The organism is Arthrobacter sp. PGP41 (assembly GCF_002953935.1).
GTDB lineage: Bacteria > Actinomycetota > Actinomycetes > Actinomycetales > Micrococcaceae > Arthrobacter.
In genome coordinates this window covers 2,665,734-2,688,973 of record NZ_CP026514.1, presented here as the reverse complement: position 1 = coordinate 2,688,973, position 23,240 = coordinate 2,665,734, and the positions used below count along the sequence as shown (strand labels likewise).

Annotated in this window: 18 protein-coding genes and 2 tRNA genes; 19 read left to right on the top strand and 1 reads right to left on the bottom strand. The window is 65.5% G+C overall.

Features of this window, described 5'->3' with window-relative positions:
* The first annotated feature begins 263 nt into the window (after positions 1-263).
* The 4 genes from C3B78_RS12260 (at position 264) to serA (ending at position 5,515) form a co-directional block, all read left to right on the top strand.
* Positions 264-2,171, top strand: coding sequence for an acetolactate synthase large subunit (locus tag C3B78_RS12260; RefSeq protein WP_104998319.1), 1,908 nt, complete (start codon positions 264-266; stop codon positions 2,169-2,171).
* Between the two features lie 2 nt (positions 2,172-2,173).
* Positions 2,174-2,686, top strand: coding sequence for an acetolactate synthase small subunit (ilvN, locus tag C3B78_RS12255; RefSeq protein WP_009356538.1), 513 nt, complete (start codon positions 2,174-2,176; stop codon positions 2,684-2,686).
* A gap of 87 nt (positions 2,687-2,773) precedes the next feature.
* Entirely contained in the window at positions 2,774-3,799 is a 1,026-nt protein-coding gene (ilvC, locus tag C3B78_RS12250; RefSeq protein ID WP_104998318.1) for a ketol-acid reductoisomerase, read from the top strand.
* A gap of 126 nt (positions 3,800-3,925) precedes the next feature.
* A complete protein-coding gene (gene serA / locus C3B78_RS12245; protein WP_104998317.1) occupies positions 3,926-5,515 on the top strand; it encodes a phosphoglycerate dehydrogenase in 1,590 nt (529 codons plus the stop codon).
* 128 nt (positions 5,516-5,643) lie between these two features.
* Here the strand turns inward: serA and C3B78_RS19865 are convergent, their stop codons facing one another.
* Positions 5,644-5,802, bottom strand: a complete 159-nt coding sequence (locus C3B78_RS19865) for a hypothetical protein (protein WP_199775432.1) — start codon at positions 5,800-5,802, stop codon at positions 5,644-5,646.
* Between C3B78_RS19865 and C3B78_RS12240 the strand changes: the two genes are divergently transcribed.
* From C3B78_RS12240 to C3B78_RS12170, 15 genes are all read left to right on the top strand, one after another.
* A complete protein-coding gene (locus C3B78_RS12240) occupies positions 5,732-8,527 on the top strand; it encodes an ABC transporter permease (RefSeq protein ID WP_104998316.1) in 2,796 nt (931 codons plus the stop codon). The genes C3B78_RS19865 and C3B78_RS12240 overlap by 71 nt on opposite strands.
* Positions 8,524-9,279 carry an ABC transporter ATP-binding protein gene (locus tag C3B78_RS12235; RefSeq protein ID WP_104998315.1) on the top strand — a complete coding sequence of 252 codons (756 nt, stop codon included), beginning with the start codon at positions 8,524-8,526 and terminating at the stop codon, positions 9,277-9,279. The genes C3B78_RS12240 and C3B78_RS12235 overlap by 4 nt, the downstream gene beginning before the upstream one ends.
* A 34-nt stretch (positions 9,280-9,313) precedes the next feature.
* Positions 9,314-10,876, top strand: coding sequence for a methionine--tRNA ligase (metG, locus tag C3B78_RS12230; RefSeq protein ID WP_104998314.1), 1,563 nt, complete (start codon positions 9,314-9,316; stop codon positions 10,874-10,876).
* Positions 10,877-11,097: 221 nt separating this feature from the next.
* Entirely contained in the window at positions 11,098-11,943 is an 846-nt protein-coding gene (locus C3B78_RS12225; RefSeq protein ID WP_104998313.1) for a hypothetical protein, read from the top strand.
* A gap of 132 nt (positions 11,944-12,075) precedes the next feature.
* Entirely contained in the window at positions 12,076-12,819 is a 744-nt protein-coding gene (locus C3B78_RS12220) for a class F sortase (protein ID WP_104998312.1), read from the top strand.
* 104 nt (positions 12,820-12,923) lie between these two features.
* Complete coding sequence (locus C3B78_RS12215; protein WP_104998311.1) at positions 12,924-13,976, top strand: 3-isopropylmalate dehydrogenase; 1,053 nt, start codon at positions 12,924-12,926, stop codon at positions 13,974-13,976.
* Positions 13,977-14,080: 104 nt separating this feature from the next.
* Positions 14,081-15,193, top strand: a complete 1,113-nt coding sequence (locus C3B78_RS12210; protein ID WP_104998310.1) for a branched-chain amino acid aminotransferase — start codon at positions 14,081-14,083, stop codon at positions 15,191-15,193.
* Between the two features lie 80 nt (positions 15,194-15,273).
* A complete protein-coding gene (locus C3B78_RS12205; RefSeq protein ID WP_104998309.1) occupies positions 15,274-16,074 on the top strand; it encodes an MBL fold metallo-hydrolase in 801 nt (266 codons plus the stop codon).
* A 42-nt stretch (positions 16,075-16,116) separates the two neighbouring features.
* Positions 16,117-16,893 carry a fumarylacetoacetate hydrolase family protein gene (locus tag C3B78_RS12200; protein ID WP_104998308.1) on the top strand — a complete coding sequence of 259 codons (777 nt, stop codon included), beginning with the start codon at positions 16,117-16,119 and terminating at the stop codon, positions 16,891-16,893.
* 49 nt (positions 16,894-16,942) lie between these two features.
* On the top strand, positions 16,943-18,457 hold the full coding sequence (gene gltX / locus C3B78_RS12195; protein ID WP_104998307.1) for a glutamate--tRNA ligase: 1,515 nt from the start codon (positions 16,943-16,945) through the stop codon (positions 18,455-18,457).
* Positions 18,457-19,194 carry an HAD family hydrolase gene (locus C3B78_RS12190; RefSeq protein WP_104998306.1) on the top strand — a complete coding sequence of 246 codons (738 nt, stop codon included), beginning with the start codon at positions 18,457-18,459 and terminating at the stop codon, positions 19,192-19,194. Before gltX ends, C3B78_RS12190 begins: the two co-directional genes overlap by 1 nt.
* Before the next feature lie 191 nt (positions 19,195-19,385).
* A tRNA-Gln gene (locus C3B78_RS12185) sits at positions 19,386-19,457 on the top strand.
* 137 nt (positions 19,458-19,594) lie between these two features.
* Positions 19,595-19,670 (top strand) — tRNA-Glu (locus C3B78_RS12180).
* A 225-nt stretch (positions 19,671-19,895) separates the two neighbouring features.
* Positions 19,896-21,620: a dynamin family protein gene (locus tag C3B78_RS12175; RefSeq protein WP_234005600.1), complete on the top strand. Its 1,725-nt coding sequence runs from the start codon at positions 19,896-19,898 to the stop codon at positions 21,618-21,620.
* Positions 21,617-23,233, top strand: a complete 1,617-nt coding sequence (locus C3B78_RS12170; RefSeq protein WP_104998305.1) for a GTPase — start codon at positions 21,617-21,619, stop codon at positions 23,231-23,233. The genes C3B78_RS12175 and C3B78_RS12170 overlap by 4 nt, the downstream gene beginning before the upstream one ends.
* Positions 23,234-23,240 lie beyond the last annotated feature (7 nt).

Here is a 23,240-nt window from a genome sequence, read left to right as displayed (position 1 = left end):
AAAGGGTGGACAATGAGGTCCACATGGTGAGATCGTGGCACGCCTCGTTGACACGTATCTCGCCCAGAGGGAAAACTGAACGCATGACTTTCGTTACCAGCTGCGCTGTTGCAGATGCAGTCGTCGTCCTTACCAAGCGCGTGGCCCACTAGCCCCGGCAACGAACTGTCACGCGCGAACCCCTCGAAGAGCCGCCAGGCTGAGGGGTTTTTTTATTTCCCGCAGTGTCCACGAACCACAGATGATCCACAAGGAAGAGTCCGATGAGCAAAGGATCGCCCATCAGCCCCTCGCTGATGGCCACCAAGTCCGCCGGAGCCGCCAAGGCTCCGGACCGCGCCGACCGGACGGCTGAGAACGCCGCCGTCGTCGCCGACCTTGCCGCCGTCTCTCCTGTCCTTGGGCCGAACAACGTTGTACCCCCGACGGTGATGACCGGCTCGCAAGCAATTGTCCGCTCGCTCGAAGAACTCGGCGTGGAGGATATTTTCGGTTTGCCCGGTGGCGCGATCCTGCCCACCTACGACCCCTTGATGGCCTCCAACATGAATCACGTGCTGGTCCGTCACGAACAGGGAGCCGGCCACGCCGCGCAAGGCTACGCCATGGTGACCGGGCGGGTGGGCGTGTGCATCGCCACCTCGGGCCCGGGCGCCACCAACCTCGTTACTGCCATCATGGATGCCCACATGGACTCCGTTCCGCTGGTGGCCATCACCGGCCAGGTGTCCAGCGGTGTGATCGGCACCGACGCGTTCCAGGAAGCCGACATCGTGGGCATCACAATGCCCATCACCAAGCATTCCTTCCTGGTGACCGACCCCAACGACATCCCGCATGTCATGGCGGAGGCCTTCCACCTCGCTTCCACCGGGCGCCCCGGTCCTGTCCTCGTGGACGTGGCCAAGGACGCCCAGGTCGGCGAGATGACCTTCTCCTGGCCGCCGCGCATCGACCTGCCCGGGTACCGCCCGGTCACCCGCGGGCATAACAAGCAGGTACGCGAGGCTGCCAAGCTGATTGCCGCGGCCAGCAAGCCTGTGCTGTACGTGGGCGGCGGTGTCATCAAGGCGCACGCATCCGCTGAGCTGCTGGCACTCGCCGAGGCCACGGGAGCCCCGGTTGTCACCACGCTGATGGCCAAGGGCGCGTTCCCGGACTCACACCCGCAGCACATGGGAATGCCAGGCATGCACGGCACCGTTTCGGCCGTAACTGCCCTGCAGCAGTCGGACCTCCTGATCACCCTCGGTGCCCGGTTTGATGACCGCGTCACCGGCGTGCTGAAGACGTTCGCGCCGATGGCCAAGGTCATCCACGCGGACATCGACCCCGCCGAAATCTCCAAGAACCGCACGGCGGATGTGCCCATTGTTGGTTCGGTCAAGGAAATCATTCCGGAGCTCACCGAAGCCGTCCGCACCCAGTTCGAGGCCTCGGGCACCCCGGACCTCACCACGTGGTGGGCCTTCCTCAACAACCTCAAGGAAACCTATCCGCTGGGCTGGACCGAGCCCGACGACGGCCTGACAGCCCCGCAGAAGGTCATCGAGCGGATCGGCGCCCTGACCGGGCCCGAAGGCGTTTACGTGGCAGGCGTTGGCCAGCACCAGATGTGGGCAGCACAGTTCATCAAATACGAGCGCCCGCATGCCTGGCTCAACTCCGGCGGCGCCGGCACCATGGGTTACGCCGTGCCGGCTGCCATGGGTGCCAAGGTGGGAGAGCCGGACCGGGTGGTCTGGGCCATCGACGGCGACGGCTGCTTCCAGATGACCAACCAGGAACTGGCCACCTGCGCCATCAACAACATCCCCATCAAGGTTGCCGTCATCAACAACTCGTCCCTGGGCATGGTGCGGCAGTGGCAGACCCTCTTCTACGAAGGCCGCTACTCGAACACCGACCTGAATACCGGCCACGACACCGTCCGCATCCCGGACTTCGTCAAGCTGGGCGAGGCTTACGGTTGTGCTTCGTTCCGCTGCGAACGCGACGAGGACATCGACGCCACCATCCAGAAGGCCCTCGAAATCAACGACCGCCCCGTGGTCATCGACTTCGTGGTGAGCCCCAACTCCATGGTGTGGCCGATGGTGCCCGCCGGCGTGAGCAACGACCAGATCCAGGTTGCCCGCAACATGACCCCGGAATGGGAAGAAGAGGACTGACCATGAGCCGCCACACACTTTCCGTCCTGGTGGAAGACAAGCCGGGTGTCCTGACCCGGGTTGCGAGCCTCTTTGCCCGGCGCGCCTTCAACATCAACTCACTGGCCGTCGGACCCACCGAGGTTCCGGGCATTTCCCGGATGACCGTCGTCGTCGACGCCGATGGCGACCTCATCGAGCAGGTCACCAAGCAGCTCAACAAGCTGATCAACGTCATCAAGATCGTTGAGCTGACTTCCGAATCTTCCGTACAGCGCGACCACATCCTGGTCAAGGTACGTGCGGATGCCGCAACACGTCTGCAGGTCACCCAGGCCGCAGACCTGTTCCGTGCCGCCGTCGTCGACGTGTCCACAGACTCGTTGGTGATCGAGGCAACCGGTACCCCGGAGAAGCTTGCAGCGCTGCTTTCAGTGCTGGAGCCCTTCGGCATCCGCGAAATCGTGCAGTCCGGCACCCTGGCCGTTGGACGGGGATCCCGCTCCATGAGTGACAGGGCGCTGCGCTCCGCGTAGGACCTCAAGGGTCCGCCCGGCAGTACGCAGCGCCCGTAACCGCACCACGCACACCTATCTACAATCCACTCAAGAGGAGTTACGCAAGTGACTGAAATGTTCTACGACGACGACGCCGACCTGTCGATTATCCAGGGCCGCAAGGTTGCCATTGTTGGCTACGGTTCCCAGGGCCACGCCCACGCGCTTAACCTGCGCGATTCCGGCGTCGAGGTTGTTATCGCACTGAAGGACGGCTCCAAGTCCGCACCCAAGGCCGAGGACGCAGGCTTCACGGTCAAGAACGTAGCCGACGCCGCCGAATGGGCCGACGTCATCATGATCCTTGCGCCGGACCAGCACCAGCGGGCGATCTACAACGACTCCATCAAGGGCAAGCTGAAGCCCGGCAAGGCCCTCGCCTTCGCCCACGGCTTCAACATCCGCTTCGGCTACATCCAGGCACCCGAAGGCGTCGACGTCATCCTCGTTGCTCCGAAGGCTCCCGGCCACACCGTCCGCCGCGAATTCGAAGCCGGCCGCGGCATCCCGGACATCATCGCCGTGGAACAGGACGCCACCGGCTCCGCCTGGGACCTCGCAAAGTCCTACGCCAAGGCCATCGGCGGCACCCGCGCCGGCGTCATCAAGACCACCTTCACCGAAGAGACCGAAACGGACCTCTTCGGCGAGCAGGCTGTCCTCTGCGGCGGCGTATCCCAGCTGATCCAGTACGGCTTCGAAACCCTGACCGAGGCCGGCTACCAGCCGCAGATTGCCTACTTCGAGGTACTGCACGAGCTCAAGCTCATTGTTGACCTCATGTGGGAAGGCGGCATCGCCAAGCAGCGCTGGAGCGTTTCCGACACCGCAGAGTACGGCGACTACGTCTCCGGCCCGCGCGTCATCACCCCGGAAGTGAAGGAAAACATGAAGGCTGTCCTGGCCGACATCCAGTCGGGCGCCTTCGCCAAGCGCTTCATCGAGGACCAGGACAACGGCGGCGTGGAGTTCAAGGAACTGCGTGCCAAGGCCGAACAGCACCCCATCGAGGCTGTTGGCCGCGAACTGCGCTCCCTGTTCTCCTGGCAGCAGCAGGACGTCGATTACGTGGAAGGCTCCGCAGCCCGCTAAGGCTGCCAGCCCCAACCACACATACCGCAACGGTGAGGCCGGGTTCACACTTAACAATGTGAGCCCGGCCTTTCCGTCGGCCTAGACTTGTTTCCATCCCCAGGACTGCAACGCAGAGGATCAGCCGTGTCAAAACCCGTAGTACTGCTCGCCGAAGAACTTTCCCCCGCCACCGTCGAGGCCCTTGGCCCGGACTTTGAAATCCGCCAGACCGACGGTGCCGACCGTTCCCAGCTGCTTTCTGCGATCAGTGACGTAGACGCCATCCTGGTCCGCTCCGCCACCCAGGTTGACGCCGAAGCCATAGCTGCGGCCAAGAACCTGAAGGTCATCGCCCGCGCCGGCGTAGGCCTCGACAATGTCGACATCAAAGCAGCCACGCAGGCAGGTGTCATGGTGGTGAACGCGCCCACTTCCAACATCGTCTCGGCAGCTGAACTCACGGTGGGCCACATCCTCAGCCTGGCCCGCCACATCCCGCAGGCCAGCGCCGCCCTCAAGGACGGCGAGTGGAAGCGCTCCAAGTACACGGGCATCGAACTCTTCGAGAAGAAGATCGGCATCATCGGCCTCGGCAGGATCGGCGCCCTCGTCGCGGCCCGCCTGAAGGGCTTTGACACCAAGATCCTCGCCTACGATCCCTACATCACCTCCGCCCGGGCCGCGCAGCTCGGCGTCCAGCTGGTAACCCTGGACGAGCTCCTGGCCCAGGCCGACTTCATCACAATCCACATGCCCAAAACACCGGAGACGGTGGGCATGCTGGGTGCGGACGCGTTCAGGAAGATGAAGAGCACTGCCTACGTGGTCAACGTGGCCCGCGGCGGCCTCGTGGACGAGGAAGCCCTCTTCACAGCGCTGCAGGACGGCGAAATCGCCGGCGCCGGGGTGGACGTCTTCGCCAAGGAGCCGAGCACCGACCTGCCGTTCTTCAAGCTGGACAACGTGGTGGTCACCCCGCACCTCGGCGCCTCCACCGACGAAGCCCAGGAAAAGGCCGGCGTCTCGGTAGCGAAATCAGTCCGCCTTGCCCTGGCCGGTGAGCTGGTTCCCGACGCCGTCAACGTTGCCGGCGGCGTCATCGCCCCCGACGTCCGCCCGGGCATCCCGCTGATCGAGAAGCTGGGCCGGATCTTCACAGCCCTGACCCATGCCTCCCTGACCCAGTTCGATGTTGAGGTTGCCGGCGAGATTTCCTCCCTCGACGTCAAGGTCCTCGAGCTGGCCGCCCTCAAGGGCATCTTCGCCGACATCGTGACCGAGCAGGTCTCCTACGTCAACGCGCCGGTCATCGCCGAACAGCGGGGCATCAACGTCCGCCTGATCACCACCCCGGAGACCGAGTCCTACCGTAACGTCCTGACCCTCCGGGGCGCCCTCAGCGACGGCAGCCAGATCTCCGTGGCCGGTACCCTGACCGGGCCCAAGCAGATCCAGAAGCTGGTGGGCATCAACGGGTTTGAGGTGGAAATCCCCATCAGCGAACACCTGGTGGTCGTGGCCTACACCGACCGCCCGGGCGTCATCGGAACGATCGGCCACATCCTGGGCATGAACAACATCAACATCGCGGGCATGCAGGTTGCACGCTCTGACGAGGGCGGCCAGGTGCTTGCGCTCCTGACCATCGACAGCTCGGTGCCGCAGCAGGTCCTCGACGCGATCAAGGCAGGCATCGGCGCCGAAATGGTGCGTGAAGTGGACCTGGAGGACTAGTCCACGGCAGGGAAACGCCGTACCCGCCGGACCCGCTTGGGCGAGTCCCCGCAAGGCCACGTATGATTGGCCGGTCTGCTTACAATGGCTTGGTCCTGATTCAGGACCGTGGCCGGCAGGCCGGCCAATTACCTTTTGCACATCAGTCCGTAATCGTCCATGTCCGCCCCGGGCGGACTCGAATGTGCGTACGCATTCCAGGTTTCAGGGAGTTCCATGAACGCCGTCCAGAGGTTCATCAGAAGCAGGGTGCTGCTGTTGACCGCGGCCATCTTGATCGCAGCCATGTGCTTGTCGGTCCTCGTCCAAAACCAGTCACAGGCTGCACTCAACAGGACCGTGGATGAAAATTCACGGGGACTCTATGACATCCTGGTCCAGGCCAAGGCACCTTCCGGCGCGCTGATGCAGCCGGACATCGCCAACGGGACCGGAGGCATCAGCTTTGAACAGCTGGAAGCCATCAGGAAACTGACCGGAACCTCCGTGGCAGCCCCCATCAGCCTGGTCTCCCGCGTGACGCAGAACCTGGAGTCGCCCCGCCTGGACGCCATGGACTACCTGGGCTACAACGCCGGGCTGGCCGGCACCGCAACCGCCGACCAGGCCGCCGGGGCAACCGCCCCCGAACAGTGGCCTGCCGCTGAATCCGTGCTGAGCGACAAAAGCAAGAAGTACCGCCTGACGGCCAGCGCCGTCAGCTCCGACGGCGTCTCCGAGCAGACGCTGTTCAGGACCTCTGCCGAAGGAACCCTGGGCAAAGCCAAACTTGTTGAAGAAAAGGCCGCCGGAGGCAGCAGCATCCGGATCGCCGCGCCCGGGGACGAAACGGGCATCAAGTTTCCCGCCCCGGCCGGAGGCTCCGAACACAACCTCTTTAACCTTTCCGTATCCCTGCCCCTCGCCCCTGAGGTAACGGAATCCGTGGTTGCCGTCGATCCGGCCGCCGAGCGTGCACTGCTGGGTTCCGCCGGTGACTTCCTGGCGCCGCTGGAAAAGGCGCCGCCGGCCGACGCCCGTGACGCCGGGGCAATTGGACGCTACTTCGAGGGACTTTTCACCAACGGCATCAGCATGGACAAGCTGAAGGAAGGACCGGACTTCCTCGGCGTCAAGTTCAAGTACTGGGCACCGCTGATGACCCAGTACCAGCAGGCCAAGCGGACCGGGCAGCTGACCGCCGATTCCCAGGCCATTCCGCTGATCGTGCGCTCCGGCACCTCCCTGGACCTCAAATACAACGTCAAGATCGAGGAGATCGACAACGCCGGCAAGGTAGTCAAGGACGTCGGCACCGTTTCCCGGTCCCTGGACAAGGATTACCTGCCGTTCGTCTCCAAGGACCCCTTTGCCCTGTCCTGGCCGGGTTCCACGGACCACTCATCCCTGCTTGGCAGCACCGGCAACTTCAACCAGGGCCTCTACACCCCGGCCACGTGGAGCACCGACTTTGCCGCCGCACCCAAGTACACGGACGGTGAAACGGCTGCGAACGGCGCCGTGGACAAGACAGCAGTTCCCGGCGAATGGGTCACGGTCAACCGGCTGCCCGAGAAGAGCGCCAACGGCACCCCTGTTGACCAGACCCAGCGGGAACCCGTGGACGAACGTTCCTACCGGGAGAACCTCGAAACGGGGTCGCAGGCTGCTGCTCCGCTGGCGATGGTTTACGGCACGTTCGACCCCTCGGCCGTTGCTGCCGCCGCCGGCGACGTCAACAAGCTGCCGCTGGGCGGCTACGACCCCACCCCGTTCACCCTGGTCAAGGACGCTGCCGGAAACGAGGTCCCTGCCACCGAGCTGGAACCTTCCCTGAGCGCCACCGGCCTGGCCAGCCAGTCCGCCGGTGCCATCACCGACTACTACGGGCTTGCCGCTGCCCGCGGCTACACCGACAACGCCAGCGTGATCGACGCCGTCCGGGTCCGCGCGAAGACGGCAGGCAGCTGGAAGCAGGCGCAGCCCGACGTCGAGAAGCTGGCAGGCGAAATCCGCACCATGGGCCTGGAAGCCACCGTCGTGGCCGGTTCCGCACGCGAGGATGCCAGCATCTTCGTTCCGGGCTACTCCAAGGACGACGCCGGGAAGGAATCCGCCCTGGGCACCGTCCGGCAGTCCTGGGTGCGCCAGAACGCCGCCGAAGCTGTCACCGGATCGCTGTCCGGCACCAACGTCACGCTGCTCTTCCTGACGCTCTGCGGTGCAACCCTCCTAACGGGGGCATCCACCGTCAGCTACATCCGTAAGCGGAGGAGCGAAGCGGGAACGCTCCGGGCCATGGGCTGGACCCAGCGCCGGGTCCGCCGGTGGGTGCTGGAGGAGTTCGGTGTGGGCGCCGTCCTGCTGGCCATCGCGGGGACCGTGTTGAGCCTGGTGAGCTGGAGCCTGGCCACGGCCCTCGTATCGGTGTCCGTCCTTGTGCTCTACGCCGCGGCGGCCTTCTTCGCCGCGCAGCAGCTGCGCCACGGCCACGTCGTGGACCAGGAGCCGCAGCATGACGAGCGGCTCATCCCGGTGGACTCGCCGCTGACTTTCGCCAACCGCCAGCTGAGCACCAACAAATTCAACACGATCTCCCTTGCCGTGGCCGTAGGCGTGTTCGGCGCGGCAGTGGGCGGCCTCATCTCCCTGCTCATTGACATTCCGCGCGCCGCCGGCGCCAGTGCCCTGAGCGGCCTGGCCGCGGCCAGCGTTGCCCTGCCCAGCATCCTCCTCGCTCTTTCGGGCGTGGCTGTGGGGCTGGTCCTCACGCTGGTCACCGGGCGGTTTGAACTCCACGCCAAGCGCCAGTACCTCGGCATCCTCGAGGCGATGGGCTGGAATCCGGACATGCTGCGCCAGGTCCGGCTGTTCGAAAACGCCTTGGTGGGAACCCTGGCCCTGCCGCTGGGCGTGCTGGGCGCCCTGGGGATAGGCCTGCTGCTGGCGCCGTACGCCGCTTTGTGGGCGGGCGTGGCAGGCCTTGTGGCTGTACTTTGCTGGATACCGATTGCAACGAAAGTGGTCCAATGACAAACCCGACGAATGTCCAGCGGAGCCGCCGGTCCGGCTCCGCGGAGGTCCCCCTGCAGACCCGCGCCAACACCATCGTCAAGGCCGCCGACCACGCGACCCCGCTGGAACTGAACGACATCACCATCCGCTACGGCGGGGGCAAAGGCGGTGCCGAAACCGTCAGCGTGGTGGAAGGCTTCGACCTCACCCTGCACGCCGGCGAGATGCACTGCGTTGCCGGCCGCAGCGGTTCCGGCAAGACCAGCATCCTCACCGTCGGCGCCGGACTCACGCTGCCGACGTCGGGCCGCGTCTTCTGGGAAGGCGATTCCCTCGAAAGCATGGGCGACGACGAAATCGCCGACCGCCGTCGTGCCTTGATCGGTTATGTTGACCAGGGCGGTGCGCTGATTGACGGGATGAGCGCCCTCGAGAACGTGCTCCTGCCGGCTGTCCCGGACGGCGAAGTGGACCAGCGCCGCGATATGGCCAAGGACCTGCTGGACCTCGTGGGGCTGGGCCGCCGCATGCGGCACCGTCCTGCCCAGCTCTCCGGTGGCGAACGCCAGCGCGTCGCCATTGCCCGGGCGCTGATCCTGGGCACGCGCGTCCTGGTGGTGGATGAGCCCACTGCCAGCCTCGACCGTGCCTCTGCCAACCGGATCATCAGCATCCTGAAGGACACCACGTCGGACGGAATCGCCGTCCTGGTGGCCTCGCACGACCATGAACTCGTCCGGCTCAGCGATACCCTGACCGAACTCATCTAGCCCGCCCCTCCGCACCGAAGGTAACGTCCTCTACGTGACTGCTTCAGAGAAAACGCCGTTCTACATCACCACGGCCATCACCTACCCCAACGGGGTGCCGCACATCGGCCACGCGTACGAGTACATTGCCACCGACGCGATGGCCCGTTTCAAGCGGCTGGACGGCTACGACGTGATGTTCCTGACCGGCACGGACGAGCATGGGATGAAGATCGCCCAGACGGCCGAGAAAGAAGGCATCACGCCCAAGGAACTGGTGGACCGGAATGTCGAGGCCTTCAAGGCGGCGCATGCCGCGCTGGGAATCTCGTACGACCGTTTCATCCGGACCACTGACGAGGACCACTACGCCGCCTCGCAGGCCATCTGGAAAAAGATGGAGGCCAACGGGGACATCTACCTGTCCAAGTACGAGGGCTGGTACTCCGTCCGGGATGAGGCGTTCTACGTTGAGGACGACACCGTGGTCAAGGACGACGGCGTGCGCTACTCCAAGGAGACGGACACCGAGGTGACCTGGACGGCGGAAGAGAGCTACTTCTTCCGGCTGTCCGCCTACCAGGACAAGCTCCTGGCGCTCTACGAAGCACATCCGGAGTTCGGTGCCCCGCAGTACCGCTTCAACGAAGTCATCAGCTTCGTCAAGCGCGGCCTCGAGGACCTGTCCATCAGCCGCACCACGTTCGACTGGGGCGTCCCGGTCCCGGGCAACGACAAGCACGTCATGTACGTCTGGGTGGATGCCCTGACGAACTACCTCACGGGCGTGGGGTATCCCGACGTCGAGTCTGACAAGTTCCGGAAGTACTGGCCCGCCGACGTGCACATCATCGGCAAGGACATCTCACGCTTCCACGCCATCTACTGGCCCGCCTTCCTCATGAGTGCCGGCCTTGAACTGCCCAAGCGCGTCATGATCCACGGATTCCTGCACAACAATGGCGTGAAGATGTCCAAGTCCCTGGGCAATGTAGTGGCTCCATCCGATTTCGTGGACCAGTACGGCGTGGACCAGGTGAGGTTCTTCTTCCTCCGCGAAGTGCCTTTCGGCGCGGACGGCAGCTACAACCACGACGCCATCGTGGGACGGATGAACGCTGACCTGGCCAACAACTTCGGCAACCTCGCCCAGCGTTCGCTGTCCATGGTCGCCAAGAACTGTGGGGGCAGGGTACCGGTTCCCGGCGCGTTCACTGCTGAGGACAACGCCATCCTCGAGCAGGCCGGCGCCCTCCTCGCCGCAGCACGGGCTGCGTTTGATAAGCAGGAATTCAGCCGCGCCCTTGAAGCGGTCTGGGGAGTCCTCGGCGACACCAACGCCTATTTCGCCGAGCAGGCGCCGTGGGTGCTGCGGAAAACCGACGTTGAGCGCATGAATACCGTGCTCTACGTGACGCTCGAGGTGCTGCGGATCGTGGCCATCCTTGCACAGCCGGTCATGCCCGCCGCAACAGCGACGCTTCTGCAAACGCTGGGCCAGCCCGAAGGAGAAGCCCGGGAGTTCGCCGCCATTGGCACCCCGATCGTTGCAGGGACGGAACTGCCGGCGCCTTCGCCGGTGTTCCCGAAGTACGAAGAGCCGGCGGAAGCCAAGTAGTTCCAAATTCCGAAGATAAGTACGTCCTACTGGGGATTCCGACCGGGAAAATCCGTAGCCTGAACGAGTTAGCAAACTGACAGTTCGCATCTGGGAGAACCGTCGCCCCGATGCTGTCTGTTTGCCTTTGACCCGTCACGTTGGGTTGACCCGTCAGGTTGGGGCGGTGTGTTCTCTCTCGCGTCTGAACAGTCTGAAGCAGACTATTGACGGAGACGGAAATGAAACGGATCCTTGCCACCTTTGGAGTCACAAGCCTCGCACTCTTGGGCGCAACAGCCACGGCATTCGCCACGGGTGAATCGGGCGGCGGTGAAAAGATCACCATCTGTCACGCCACGGGATCGGAAACGAACCCCTACGTGCCAATCACGGTTGACCTCCATGCGCTGAACGGCCACGCCGGTTCTCACCACCAGCACAGCGAGGACATCATCCCGGCCAACAACGGGAAGGTCCTGCCCGGTGGCCAGAACCTGGACAAGGTCGATGTGTGGAACGCCGGCTGCGCCATGCCCGGCGGAAGCCCCGCCGGGCCGCCCAAGGACAACGACAAGAAGATCACCATCTGCCACGCCACGGGATCGGAAAAGAACCCCTATGTGGTCCTTAGCATTGCGTTGCAGGGGCTGAACGGCCACGGTGGCGCCCACCACCAGCACAGCGAGGACATCATCCCGCCGAACAGCGGAAAGGTGGTTCCGGCCGGCCAGAACTGGACCGCCGAGGGGCAGGCAACCTTCAACAACAACTGCGTTCCCGTGGAAGTTACCACGACGCCGCCGACTACCCCGCCGACGGTACCGCCCGCGGGAAATGTACCTCCTCCTGCCGGTGAAGTGGTGCCCGGGACGACTCCGCGCGGCGCTGTTGCCGCCGGAGGCGGAGCCGGCGCAGTGGCCGCGCCAAACCAGGGCTTCAACGTGCAGACCGCTGTCTCGGCTCCGTCCGGTCCGGGTGCAGCTCCATGGCTTGGCGGACTGGCCGCTGTGATGGTCGCAGGCGCTGCCCTTGCTGTCCGGAAGACGATGGCCAAGGCTGTGGTCCGCGGCCAGCACCACGGATAGCGTCCAAGGCCGCCGCCCTGTCGGCATCCGGCAACCAGGGAACGCAAAGCGCCGTGCAGGTGTTGCACGGCGCTTTGCGTTCCCGCCCGCCGGCACCTTTCCCCAAGCTGAGCCGAAGCATGAGGACCATTGATGGCAGGAAATGACCCGGAGGAAGTACCTGGCGCGGACGCAACATCCGGCACAACCGGACACCGCGACGGGCTCTCAACACTGAGGACAGTTGTCCTGCTGGCCTTGGCAGGAGTGGTGGGCTTCCTTGCCGTAGCCCTTTTCCCCGTCGTTGCAGGGTCCGGCGATCGGACAGCGCCGGCCGGCGGCGCGACAGCGGCGGCAACGTCCGCCGTCCCGGCACAGTCCGCGACGGGCACCGCGTCGGTCGTCCCTGCTCCGGCCGTCCTCCCGGAACAGCCCTCGGGCCCGGCCGGGCCACCGGCTGCTCCTCCGCAGCGGCTGGTCTATCCCGCGGCTGACATCGACGTTCCTGTTTATCCGCTCGACCCGAGCAGTTCGGACGTGGCCGCGGAAACCATAATCCCGCCGGCCACCAGGGACGGATACTGGCTGACCCCCTACGGAATGCCGGGCTCGGGCTCCACCAACACCACCTACGTTGTGGGCCATAGCTGGCAGGACCTTGAAGCGCCCTTCAACCGGCTCAGTTCAAGGGCGGCAGCGGGGGACAGGCTCACTGTTGCCACCTCCTCGGGTGAGCTGGAATACCAGGTGGACTCCGTCACCACGTATGTAAAATCGGGACTCAAGGACAGCCCAATCTGGGAGGTTGCGCCCAACAGGCTGGTCCTCATCTCGTGTTACACGGACGACCTCTGGGGCACCAACGTCGTTGTAAGTGCTTCGCCGGTCCCTGACTAATTGCGCCACTTCGCACCTGCCTCCGAGCCGCATCGCCCCCGCGGACCTTCTCGAATATTGAGACGGCTTGACCAGCATATGGATGTTTTGGCTAACCTGAATACATGAGCGCATCCTCCATTGATCTTGCAGTGATTCCCGGCGACGGCATTGGCCCCGAGGTGATTGCCGAGGCCCTTAAGGTCCTCGAAAAGGCCGTGGCAGCGGAGGGCGTGGAGCTCAAGCAGACCCACTACAAGCTCGGTGCAGAGCACTGGCTGGCCACCGGGGAGACCCTGCCGGACGAGGTCCTGGCGGACCTCCGGACCCGGGATGCCATCCTGTTCGGCGCGGTGGGCGCCGCCCCGGGAGATACCCGCATTCCCTCCGGCATCATTGAACGCGAGCTGCTGCTCAAGCTGCGTTTCAGCCTGGACCACTACGTCAACCTGCGGCCATCCCGGCTCTATGGAACGGTGGGCAGCCCGCTGGCCAACCCGGGCACCATCGACTTCATTGTGGTCCGCGAGGGCACCGAAGGCCCCTATGTGGGCAACGGCGGCACCCTGAGGGCAGGCACTCCCCATGAAGTGGCCACCGAGGTTTCACTGAACACGGCCCATGGCGTGGAGCGGGTTGTCCGGGACGCTTTCCGCCGGGCCAGCGCCAGGGAGCGCAAGCACGTCACGCTGGTCCACAAGCACAACGTCCTGGTCTTCGCGGGGCATCTGTGGAAGCGCACCGTCGAAGCCGTGGCGCAGGAGTTCCCCGAGGTCACCCACGACTACCTGCACGTGGACGCTGCCACCATCTTTATGGTCACTGACCCCTCCCGCTTTGACGTGATCGTCACCGACAACCTTTTCGGGGACATCATCACCGACCTCGCGGCGGCCGTCACGGGCGGCATCGGGCTGGCAGCTTCGGGCAACATCAACATGGACCGCACTGCGCCGTCCATGTTTGAGCCGGTGCACGGTTCCGCCCCGGACATCGCCGGGCAGCAGAAGGCCGATCCCACGGCTGCCATCCTCTCTGCTGCGCTCCTGCTGGACCACCTCGGCTACAACGACGCTTCCCGGAGGATCGAAGCGGCAGTGGTTGCCGACGTCGAGAAGCGCGACGGCGGTTCACGCACCACGAGCGCCGTGGGCGACGCCATCGCCGCGGGGCTCTGACACTGCGCCAGGGCCTTCGGCATCGGGCGTAAGCTTGTCTCGAATCACCAAATGCCGCCGCGCCGTTCAGTGACGAACCCGGGGCGGCCGATCGTGGAGGAACCATGACTCAGACCGCCCATGGCGTCGAATTCAGCCAGCAGCTTTCGGCCAACCCGAAGTCTGCTGAAGAGCGTGCAGCCATCCTGGCAAACCCGGGGTTCGGCAATTACTTCACCGACCACACCGCCGTAGTGGACTACAGCGTGGACGAGAACGGCCACGGCGGCTGGCACAACGCCCGGATCGAAGCCTATGGACCCATCGTCCTTGACCCGTCGGCCGCCGTGCTGCACTACGGCCAGGAGATTTTCGAAGGGCTGAAGGCCTACCGCCACGCGGACGGCTCCATCTGGTCCTTCCGCCCGGAGGCAAACGCGGCCCGCCTGAACAAGTCCGCCCGCAGGCTCGCACTGCCTGAGCTGCCGGCCGAATACTTCCTGGGCGCGATCCGCGGGCTCGTTGCCGCGGACCGGGAATGGGTTCCCAGCGGCGACGGCGAAGCCCTGTACCTGAGGCCGTTCATGATCGCCACCGAGGCCTTCCTGGGTGTGCGCGCTGCGCGCGAAGTTTCCTTCCGGGTGATCGCCTCACCGGCCGGCAACTACTTCGGCGGCGAGCTGAAGCCAGTGTCCATCTGGATCTCGCGTGAATATGCCCGCGCCGGCCGCGGCGGAACCGGCGATGCCAAATGCGGCGGCAACTATGCCGCGTCGCTGATTGCCCAGCAGGAAGCTGAAGCCAACGGCTGCAAGCAGGTCCTCTTCCTCGACCACTTCAACGACAACGCCGTCGAGGAACTGGGCGGCATGAACGTGTTCTTCGTGATGAAGGACGGCTCACTGGCCACCCCGGCGCTGACCGGCACCATCCTGGAAGGCATCACCAGGATGTCCGTCATCCAGGTGGCCAAGGACATGGGCCGCGAAGTCGCTGAGCGCAAGATCACACTGGATGAATGGCGCGACGGCGTTGCCTCCGGGGAGATTGCCGAGGTCTTCGCTTGCGGCACGGCAGCCGTGATCACGCCGATCGGGGTCCTCAAGGATGCCACTGAGTTCATCGGCTCCGAGGACGCCAAGGCGGGGGAGACCACCATGGCCATCCGCGAGCAGCTGCTCGGCATCCAGACCGGAACTGTTCCGGACACCCACGGCTGGCTCACCCGACTGGCGTAGGCCTGCACTTTCCAGACGTACGACGGCGCCTGCCGGACTTTGCTCCGGCGGGCGCCTTTCGCGTCTGCAAGGATGGTGTGGTGACTTCAGCTTTCGGCCCTGCACTGCAGCGCAGTTCGGCCCTGACGCAGTTCATCCTGGCGCCCAATCCAGGGCCGATGAGCCTGGACGGGACCAACTCCTACATGCTGCGGGCACCCGGCTGCCCCGGCGCCGTGGTGGTGGATCCCGGTCCGCCCGATGAGGCCCACCTGCAGGCCCTGGCCGCTGCCGGCCCCGTGGACCTCATCCTCGTCACCCACCGCCACGCGGACCATACAGCAGGTTCCGCCCGGCTCCATGGGTTGACCGGCGCCCCCGTGCGTGCAGCCGACGCCGTCCACTGCCACGGCAGCGGCACCCCTTTGCAGGATGGCGAAGTCCTTTCCGCCGCTGGCATGGAAATCCGGGTGGTGGCCACGCCCGGCCACACTACCGATTCCATGTGCTTCCACCTCCCTGGCGACGGTTCCCGCGGCTCAGTCCTGACCGGGGACACCATCCTGGGCCGCGGCACCACCATGCTCGACTACCCTGACGGGACCCTCGCGGACTACCTTGCCTCCCTCGACCGGCTGGAAGCGCTTGGCCCCGCCACAGTGCTTCCGGCCCATGGCCCCGTCCTTCCTTCGCTGGTGGAAATTGTGCGCGCCTACCGCAGCCACCGGCTCGAGCGGCTTGAACAGGTCCGCGCTGCGCTGGACACCCTGGGCCGGGACGCTACAGCCGGTGACGTGGCCGGCGTCGTGTATTCCGACGTCGACCCTTCCGTGCGGCGGGCCGCTGAAACGTCCGTTGCCGCCCAGCTCCACTATCTCCGGGGCACTGCGGCCCAGACGTAGGCGCTGGCGGGCGCAGGGTGGCGAGACGGTAGGGTAGGAGCCATGCGTATTGCCAGGTTTGTCGTTGATTCTGATCCCCTCTACGGCGTCGTCGAAGGTGACACCGGCAGTGAGGAGATCACTGTCATTCACGGAGACCCGTTCTTCAACGGGGTGGAGCGCACCTCCGTCCGCCACAAGCTGGAGGATGTCCGGCTGCTGGCCCCGATTATTCCCCGCAGCAAGGTCATCGGAGTGGGCCGCAACTTCGTGGAGCACGCGCAGGAACTCGGCAACGAAGTCCCGGCCCAGCCGCTCCTGTTCCTGAAGCCCAACACCGCCGTGGTTGGCCCCAACGATCCCGTGGTGCTGCCGGAGTTCTCCGAGGAAGTCTCCTTCGAGGCGGAACTGTGCGTGGTGATCGGCAGGATCTGCAAGGACGTCCCTGAGGAGCGTGTGGACGACGTCATCTTCGGTTATACGTGCGGCAACGACCTCACTGCCCGGGATGTCCAGAAAACCGACCTGCAGTGGACCCGGGCCAAGGGCTTTGACACCTCGGCACCGCTTGGCCCGTGGATCGAGACCGACCTGGATACCGAGGACCTCCAGATCCAGGGCCGGCTGAACGGGGAGCTGCGCCAGGACGGCAGCACCAGCCAGATGATCAGGGGAGTCCGCGAACTGGTCTCCGTTGTGTCCCAGGCTTTCACCCTCCTTCCGGGCGACGTCATCATGACCGGCACGCCCGCCGGCGTGGGACTCGTCACCGCGGGGGACCGCTTCGAGGTGGAGATCGAGGGCATCGGCCGCCTGTCCAACCCCATCGTGCGCCGCTGACGCGAGGCCGCCGCCAGCCTTGGCGGCAGGCGGTAAAGTTGAAGCCACTATGACTACTGCTTCTGCGTCGACTGCTGCCTCCCTGCCCTCCGTATCTGCCGACACTCCCGTGCGGGTCCGGTTCTGCCCGTCGCCCACGGGCACCCCGCACGTGGGGCTGATCCGCACGGCACTGTTCAACTGGGCCCATGCCAAGCACACCAAGGGCACCTTCGTCTTCCGCATCGAGGACACGGACGCTGCACGCGACTCGGAGGAGAGCTACCAGCAGCTGCTGGAAGCGTTGAAGTGGCTCGGCATCACGTGGGAAGAGGGCGTGGAGGTGGGCGGGCCCCACGAGCCGTACCGGCAGTCCCAGCGGCTGGACCTCTACAAGGATGTGGTGGCCAAGCTGATCGAGGCCGGCTATGCCTATGAGTGCTACTCGTCCCCCGAGGAGGTCGAGGCGCGCCATCGCGCAGCGGGCCGTGACCCCAAGCTTGGCTACGACAACTTCGACCGCGAGCTGACCGAGGAACAGGTGGCCGCGTTCAGGTCCGAAGGCCGCCAGCCCGTGCTCCGGGTCCGCATGCCCGATGAGGACGTCACGTTCACCGACCTGGTCCGCGGCGAGATCACCTTCAAGGCCGGCAGCATCCCGGATTACGTCATCGTGCGCGCGGACGGGTCCCCCCTGTACACCCTGGTGAACCCGGTTGACGACGCACTGATGGGCATTACCCACGTGCTGCGCGGCGAGGACCTGCTCTCCTCCACGCCGCGGCAGGTTGTCCTCATCCGCGCCCTGATGGAGCTCGGCGTGGCCGGCTACATGCCGGAGTTCGGGCACCTGCCGTACGTGATGGGCGAAGGCAACAAGAAGCTGTCCAAGCGCGATCCGCAGTCCAACCTCTTCCTGCTGCGCGACCGCGGCTTCATTCCCGAGGGCCTCCTGAACTACCTTTCCCTGCTGGGCTGGAGCCTGTCCGCGGACGAGGACATCTTCACCGTGGACCAGCTGATCGAAAACTTCGATGTCCACGATGTTTTGGCCAACCCTGCGCGCTTTGACATCAAGAAGGCCGAAGCCATCAACGGCACCCACATCCGGATGCTCGCTCCGGAGGACTTCCGCGAGCGGCTGGTGCCGTACCTGCGCACGGCAGGCTACGTGGGGGAGCAGCTTACGGCACGGCAGGAGGAAATCCTGGCCGAGGCCGCGCCGCTGATCCAGGAGCGCATCACGCTGCTCGGTGAGGCCCCTGACATGCTCGGGTTCCTGTTCAAGGATGACGCCGCCATCGATGTAGCGGACGACGCCCGGAAGGGTCTTCCCGAGAACCTTGGGGAGGTCCTCGATGCGGCGATCGGCGCCCTGGACGGTGTGCAGGAGTGGACGGCGGAAGAAATCCAGGCTGCCCTGAAGCGGGCCCTTGTTGAAGAGCTGGGCCTCAAGCCCCGCCTCGCCTTCGGACCGGTTCGCACGGCTGTTTCCGGCCGCCGCATCTCGCCGCCGCTGTTCGAGTCCATGGTGATCCTTGGCCGGGAATCCTCCCTCCGCAGGCTCCGGGCCTTCCGCGGCTGATGACAGCTCCCAGTACTGCCTCCACCGGTTTCCTGGACACCCCGTTCGGGGCTGTGCGGGGCATCCTGTTCGACATCGACGACACGCTGGTGGACCTTGAGTTCTCGATGACCACCGCACTGCGGGAAGTCAGCGAACACCTATTGCCCGGACTGGACCAGGCAGGGTGGGAACGCTTCGGCCGCATCTTTACGCACGAAACCACCCACTATTACGACCGTTACCTGGCCGGTGAGCTCACGTTCAATGAGCAGCGGCTGCTTCGCGGACGCGCCGCCCTGGGCCACTTCGGGGTCGAGCTGGGCGACGGCGAACAGTCCCACCAGTGGCTGGCGGCCTACATTGAAAAACAGCCGGCCTATGTAAAGCCGTTCCCTGATGTCATGCCGCTGCTGGATGTCCTGGACCAGGCCGGCATCCCTTACGGGGCGGTCAGCAATAACGTGCATGATTACCAGCGCGCCAAGCTGGACGGGGCCGGACTGGAGCGCGTCCGGCGGCTGGTGGGGACGGATACGCTGGGCGTGGCCAAACCCGACCCCGCCATCTACCTGGAAGGGGTCCGGCTGCTGGGCACCGCACCGGCCGAAACGCTCTATGTGGGCGACAACCGGCTGCTGGACGCGGAGGGTTCGACGGCGGCGGGGCTGGTTGGCGTTTGGCTCAACAGGGTAGGGGAGCCGGTGGCGGAGTTTGAAGGCAACACCGTGTCCTCGCTGGCGCAGCTGGTCGGCTAGGAAGCGCTCCGACCACCGGATGCGGGAGAGGATCCGGGTGGTTCCGTCCGAGGTTGTCCAGCCTGCCATAGGCGGACCGAGGGCGTAGCAGGGCCGATTTGTGCGAGCCGAAAGTCTCAGGTAAAGTAATTTCTCGTGCTGAGGCGCACGGAGCAGGGTAAAGCCCCTGAAATCCGGCCCAAAAGTATCATTGGGATATGGTGTAATTGGCAACACTACGGTTTCTGGTACCGTCATTCTAGGTTCGAGTCCTGGTATCCCAGCTCTGGTTTGAGCAGCAGTTTGCAGCTCGAAACAGGCGGTTTCAGCCGGTTCGCCGATTTGAAACAAAAGCAAAGTGTATGAAACAATCACTGAGCTTGATCAGCGGAAACGCTGACGAAAGTACGGAAATGTACACGGCCCCATCGTATAGCGGCCTAGTACGCCGCCCTCTCACGGCGGTAACGCGGGTTCGAATCCCGCTGGGGTCACCACCGAAATGGTCCCGGGCAAATGCCCGGGCCATTTTCTTTTGCCCTGGCCGCAGGTGGTGCGCAATACGCCTTGCCAGCGCCGTCAGCTGCGCACGCGTCACCGTGTGGCTCGCCGGAACTGCGGCCGCTCCCCATGTGAACTGGCATGATGTTGCTGTGACCTCCCGGAACGACCAAGATGCCCCGCAGGATCCGCAGCGCAGACCTTCCGGCAGTACCGCGGCCTTGGCGGCCGTAGCGCTGCTGGAAGAGGTCCGCGATGATCTTGCAGCGGCAGAGCTGCCTCTTGCCCTGCCGGATGCTGAGCAGGCGCGGCGTGAGGCCGCCAGCGCCGTGGCCCAGCTCGATGACTACATCCTCCCGCGGTACCGCAGCCTTGACGCTCCGCTCCTGGCCGTCGTCGGAGGTTCAACCGGAGCCGGCAAATCGACACTCGTGAACGGGATCGTGGGCCACCCGGTCACCCGTGCAGGCGCCATCCGCCCTACAACCCGCCAGCCCATCCTCCTGCACCACCCGTCGGAGGCGGCCTGGTTCGAGGGCCAGCGCGTGCTGCCGAGCTTGAACAGGATCCGAGGGTCCATCGTCAGCAGTCCCGTGCCCGCCAACCGGGCAGGCGCTGTTCCGGACGCCGGTGCGATGTCATCCCTTGTCCTCGTGGCGGACCCCGGGGTGCCTGCAGGAATAGCTGTCCTTGACGCCCCCGATGTGGATTCCATCTCGGATGACAACCGCAAGCTGGCAGCCCAGCTGCTGGCCGCTGCCGATCTGTGGGTCTTCGTCACCACCGCCAACCGTTATGCCGACGCCGTTCCATGGAAACTGCTCCTGAATGCAGCCTCGCGGGACATCATGGTGGGGGTGGTCCTGGACAGGGTGCCGCCGGGAGCGGAAGCGGAAGTAAGCGAGGACCTGCGCGGCCTCCTGGACCGCGAAGGACTGGGCGCGGCGCAGATGTTCGTCATACTTGAAACCAGCCTGGATCCCCTGGGCATGCTGCCCGCCGGGGCGGTCCAGCCGCTGCGGTCCTGGCTGGCGGGGCTGGCCGCTGACGCCGCGGGCCGGTCCGACATTGCCCGCCGCACGCTGAACGGGACCGTCAGGGCGATGGCGGACCGTGTCTCGGCCGTTGCGCAGGCGGCACGGGAGCAGCAGCATGCTGCCGCCACCCTGGAGGGCGCCGCCGTCGCTGCCTATGAAGACGCTGCGGACCGCATCCTGGATGCGACAAGGGATGGCGCGCTGCTGAGGGGCGAAGTGCTGGCCCGCTGGCAGGACTTCGTGGGCACGGGGGAGTTTTTCCGGGCCCTCGAACAGAATGTGGGCCGCTTCCGTGACCGGATAGGTGCCTTCTTCCGGGGTGAACCGGCCCCTGCAGTACGGGTCGAAGCTGCCATAGAGACGGGCCTGCAGGCGGTCATAGTTGACGAAGCCGCAAACGCGGCCGAGGACACCGACCAGCGCTGGCGCAACGACCCCGCCGGCCGGCAGCTGCTGGGGACGGATGATCTCTCCGGAACGACGCCAGGCTTCGAGGACCGCACCGCCGCCGAGATCCGGGCGTGGCAGGAAGCACTGATGGAACTGATCCGCACCGAGGGCCAGGGCAAGCGGACCCAGGCGCGCTGGCTGTCCTTCGGCATCAACGGCCTGGGCGCCGCGTTGATGATCGTGGTGTTTTCGATGACGGCGGGACTCACCGGACTGGAGGTGGGCGTAGCTGGAGGCACCGCCGTCGTGGGCCAGCGGTTGCTGGAGGCTGTTTTCGGCGAGGACGCCGTCAGGCGGATGGCCGAACAAGCGCGGCAGGACCTCCACGCCCGCTGCCAGGGGCTCCTGCAGGAGGAGAGGCGCAAGTTCCTCGCCCGGCTGCCGGAATACGACGGGAGCGCGCCCGAAGCCCTGGCCGCACACGCCGCATCACTGCTCCGGCTGGCGGGCAAGGCATGAGCCGCCACAGCGATACCCGCGAGTCGTCCCGGCTTAGCCGCCGGCTCTCAGCCCTCAACGATGCCCGGGAACTTGGCGAAGGCGTCCTTCCGGATGAGTCGCTGCAGGAGGTCTTCAGCATCCTGGAACGTGCAAGTTCACGGCGCTCCCTTTCCGCCGACCACACAGTGGTGGGCTTCTTCGGCGCCACAGGAAGCGGAAAATCCTCCCTTTTCAACGCAGTCAGCGGCGCGGAAATTGCGACGACGGCAGCCCGACGTCCAACCACATCGGAACCTTTGGCAGGGGTGTGGGGGGCGGAAGGCAGCGAGCCGCTGCTCGACTGGCTGGAAGTCCGCAACCGCCATCACGCCGCCGCCGTGGACGGATTCGCGGATGAAGGCACCGGCCTGATCCTGCTGGACCTGCCGGACTTTGACTCCACCAAGGCGTCCAACCGCGAAGTGGTACAGCGGATGGTGGGGCTGGTGGACGTGCTGGTGTGGGTCCTTGACCCCCAGAAGTACGCGGACGCTGCCGTGCACAATGACTTCCTGTCCCGTCTGGCCTCCCACGGTGCCGTAACCCTCGTGGTCCTCAACCAGGTGGACCGGCTGCCGGAGCGCGATGTGCAGCCCGTCCTGGAATCCCTGCGCTCCATCCTTGCCCGGGACGGACTTGGCAAGGTCCAGGTGCTTGCGGCCTCCGCCTTGACGGGGGCCGGGGTGGACCAGGTCCGGGCGGCTATCCGTGGTGTTGCCGCTAAGCGTAATGCGCAGTCCCAGCGGCTTTCCGCCGACATCACCAAGGCATCAGCAGATCTGGGGGCTGTGTCCGGGGAGGGTACGGCCGCCGGTGTGCGGCCTGCAACCAGGACCAGGCTCGCGGAGGAACTGGCTGTGGCAGCAAACGTGCCGGTGGTGGTTCGTGCGGTGGCGCAGTCCTACCGGCTGGAGTCAGTAAAGCGCACCGGCTGGCCGGTTACCCGCTGGCTGTCCAGGTTCCGTGCGGATCCGCTGCGCCGGCTCAACCTGCGCAGCGGCGCGCCGTCGGAGTTGAACCGGACATCGCTGCCGCCGGCAGGGGCGCCGGAACGGGCGCGAACGGACGCCGCGGTGCGCGAGTTCGCCGATGCCGCCAGTGCCGGTGCCCCCGGCCCCTGGCGTGCAGCCATCCGGGGGGCCGCCCGGGAAGGCAGGGAGCGGCTGCCTGATGCCCTGGACCAGGCCATCGCCGGAACGGACCTTGCCGCGAACCGCAAATCCTGGTGGTGGGGAGTCTTCAACGTGGTGCAGTGGCTGGCCTTGCTGACTGTGCTGGGTGGCTTGGGCTGGCTTGGTGTGCTGGCGGCACTGGGATATTTCCAGATGCCCGTGCCGGAGGTGCCCCGGGTCGAAGGATGGCCTGTGCCCACGCTGATGATCGCTCTTGGGGTGGCCCTGGGGATCTTCCTTGCCATCACGGGCCGCGTTATTGCAGCCGCCGCGGCCAATGCACGGGCAGCGAGGGCGCGGAAGCGGTTGAATGCCGCCGTGGCCGCTGTGGCGCAGGAACTCGTCGTGGAACCCGTTGAGGTGGAGGTCAGCCGGCTGGCCGGCTTTAACTCCGCGCTCCGGACGGCTGCGGCCGGATAGGCCTGCG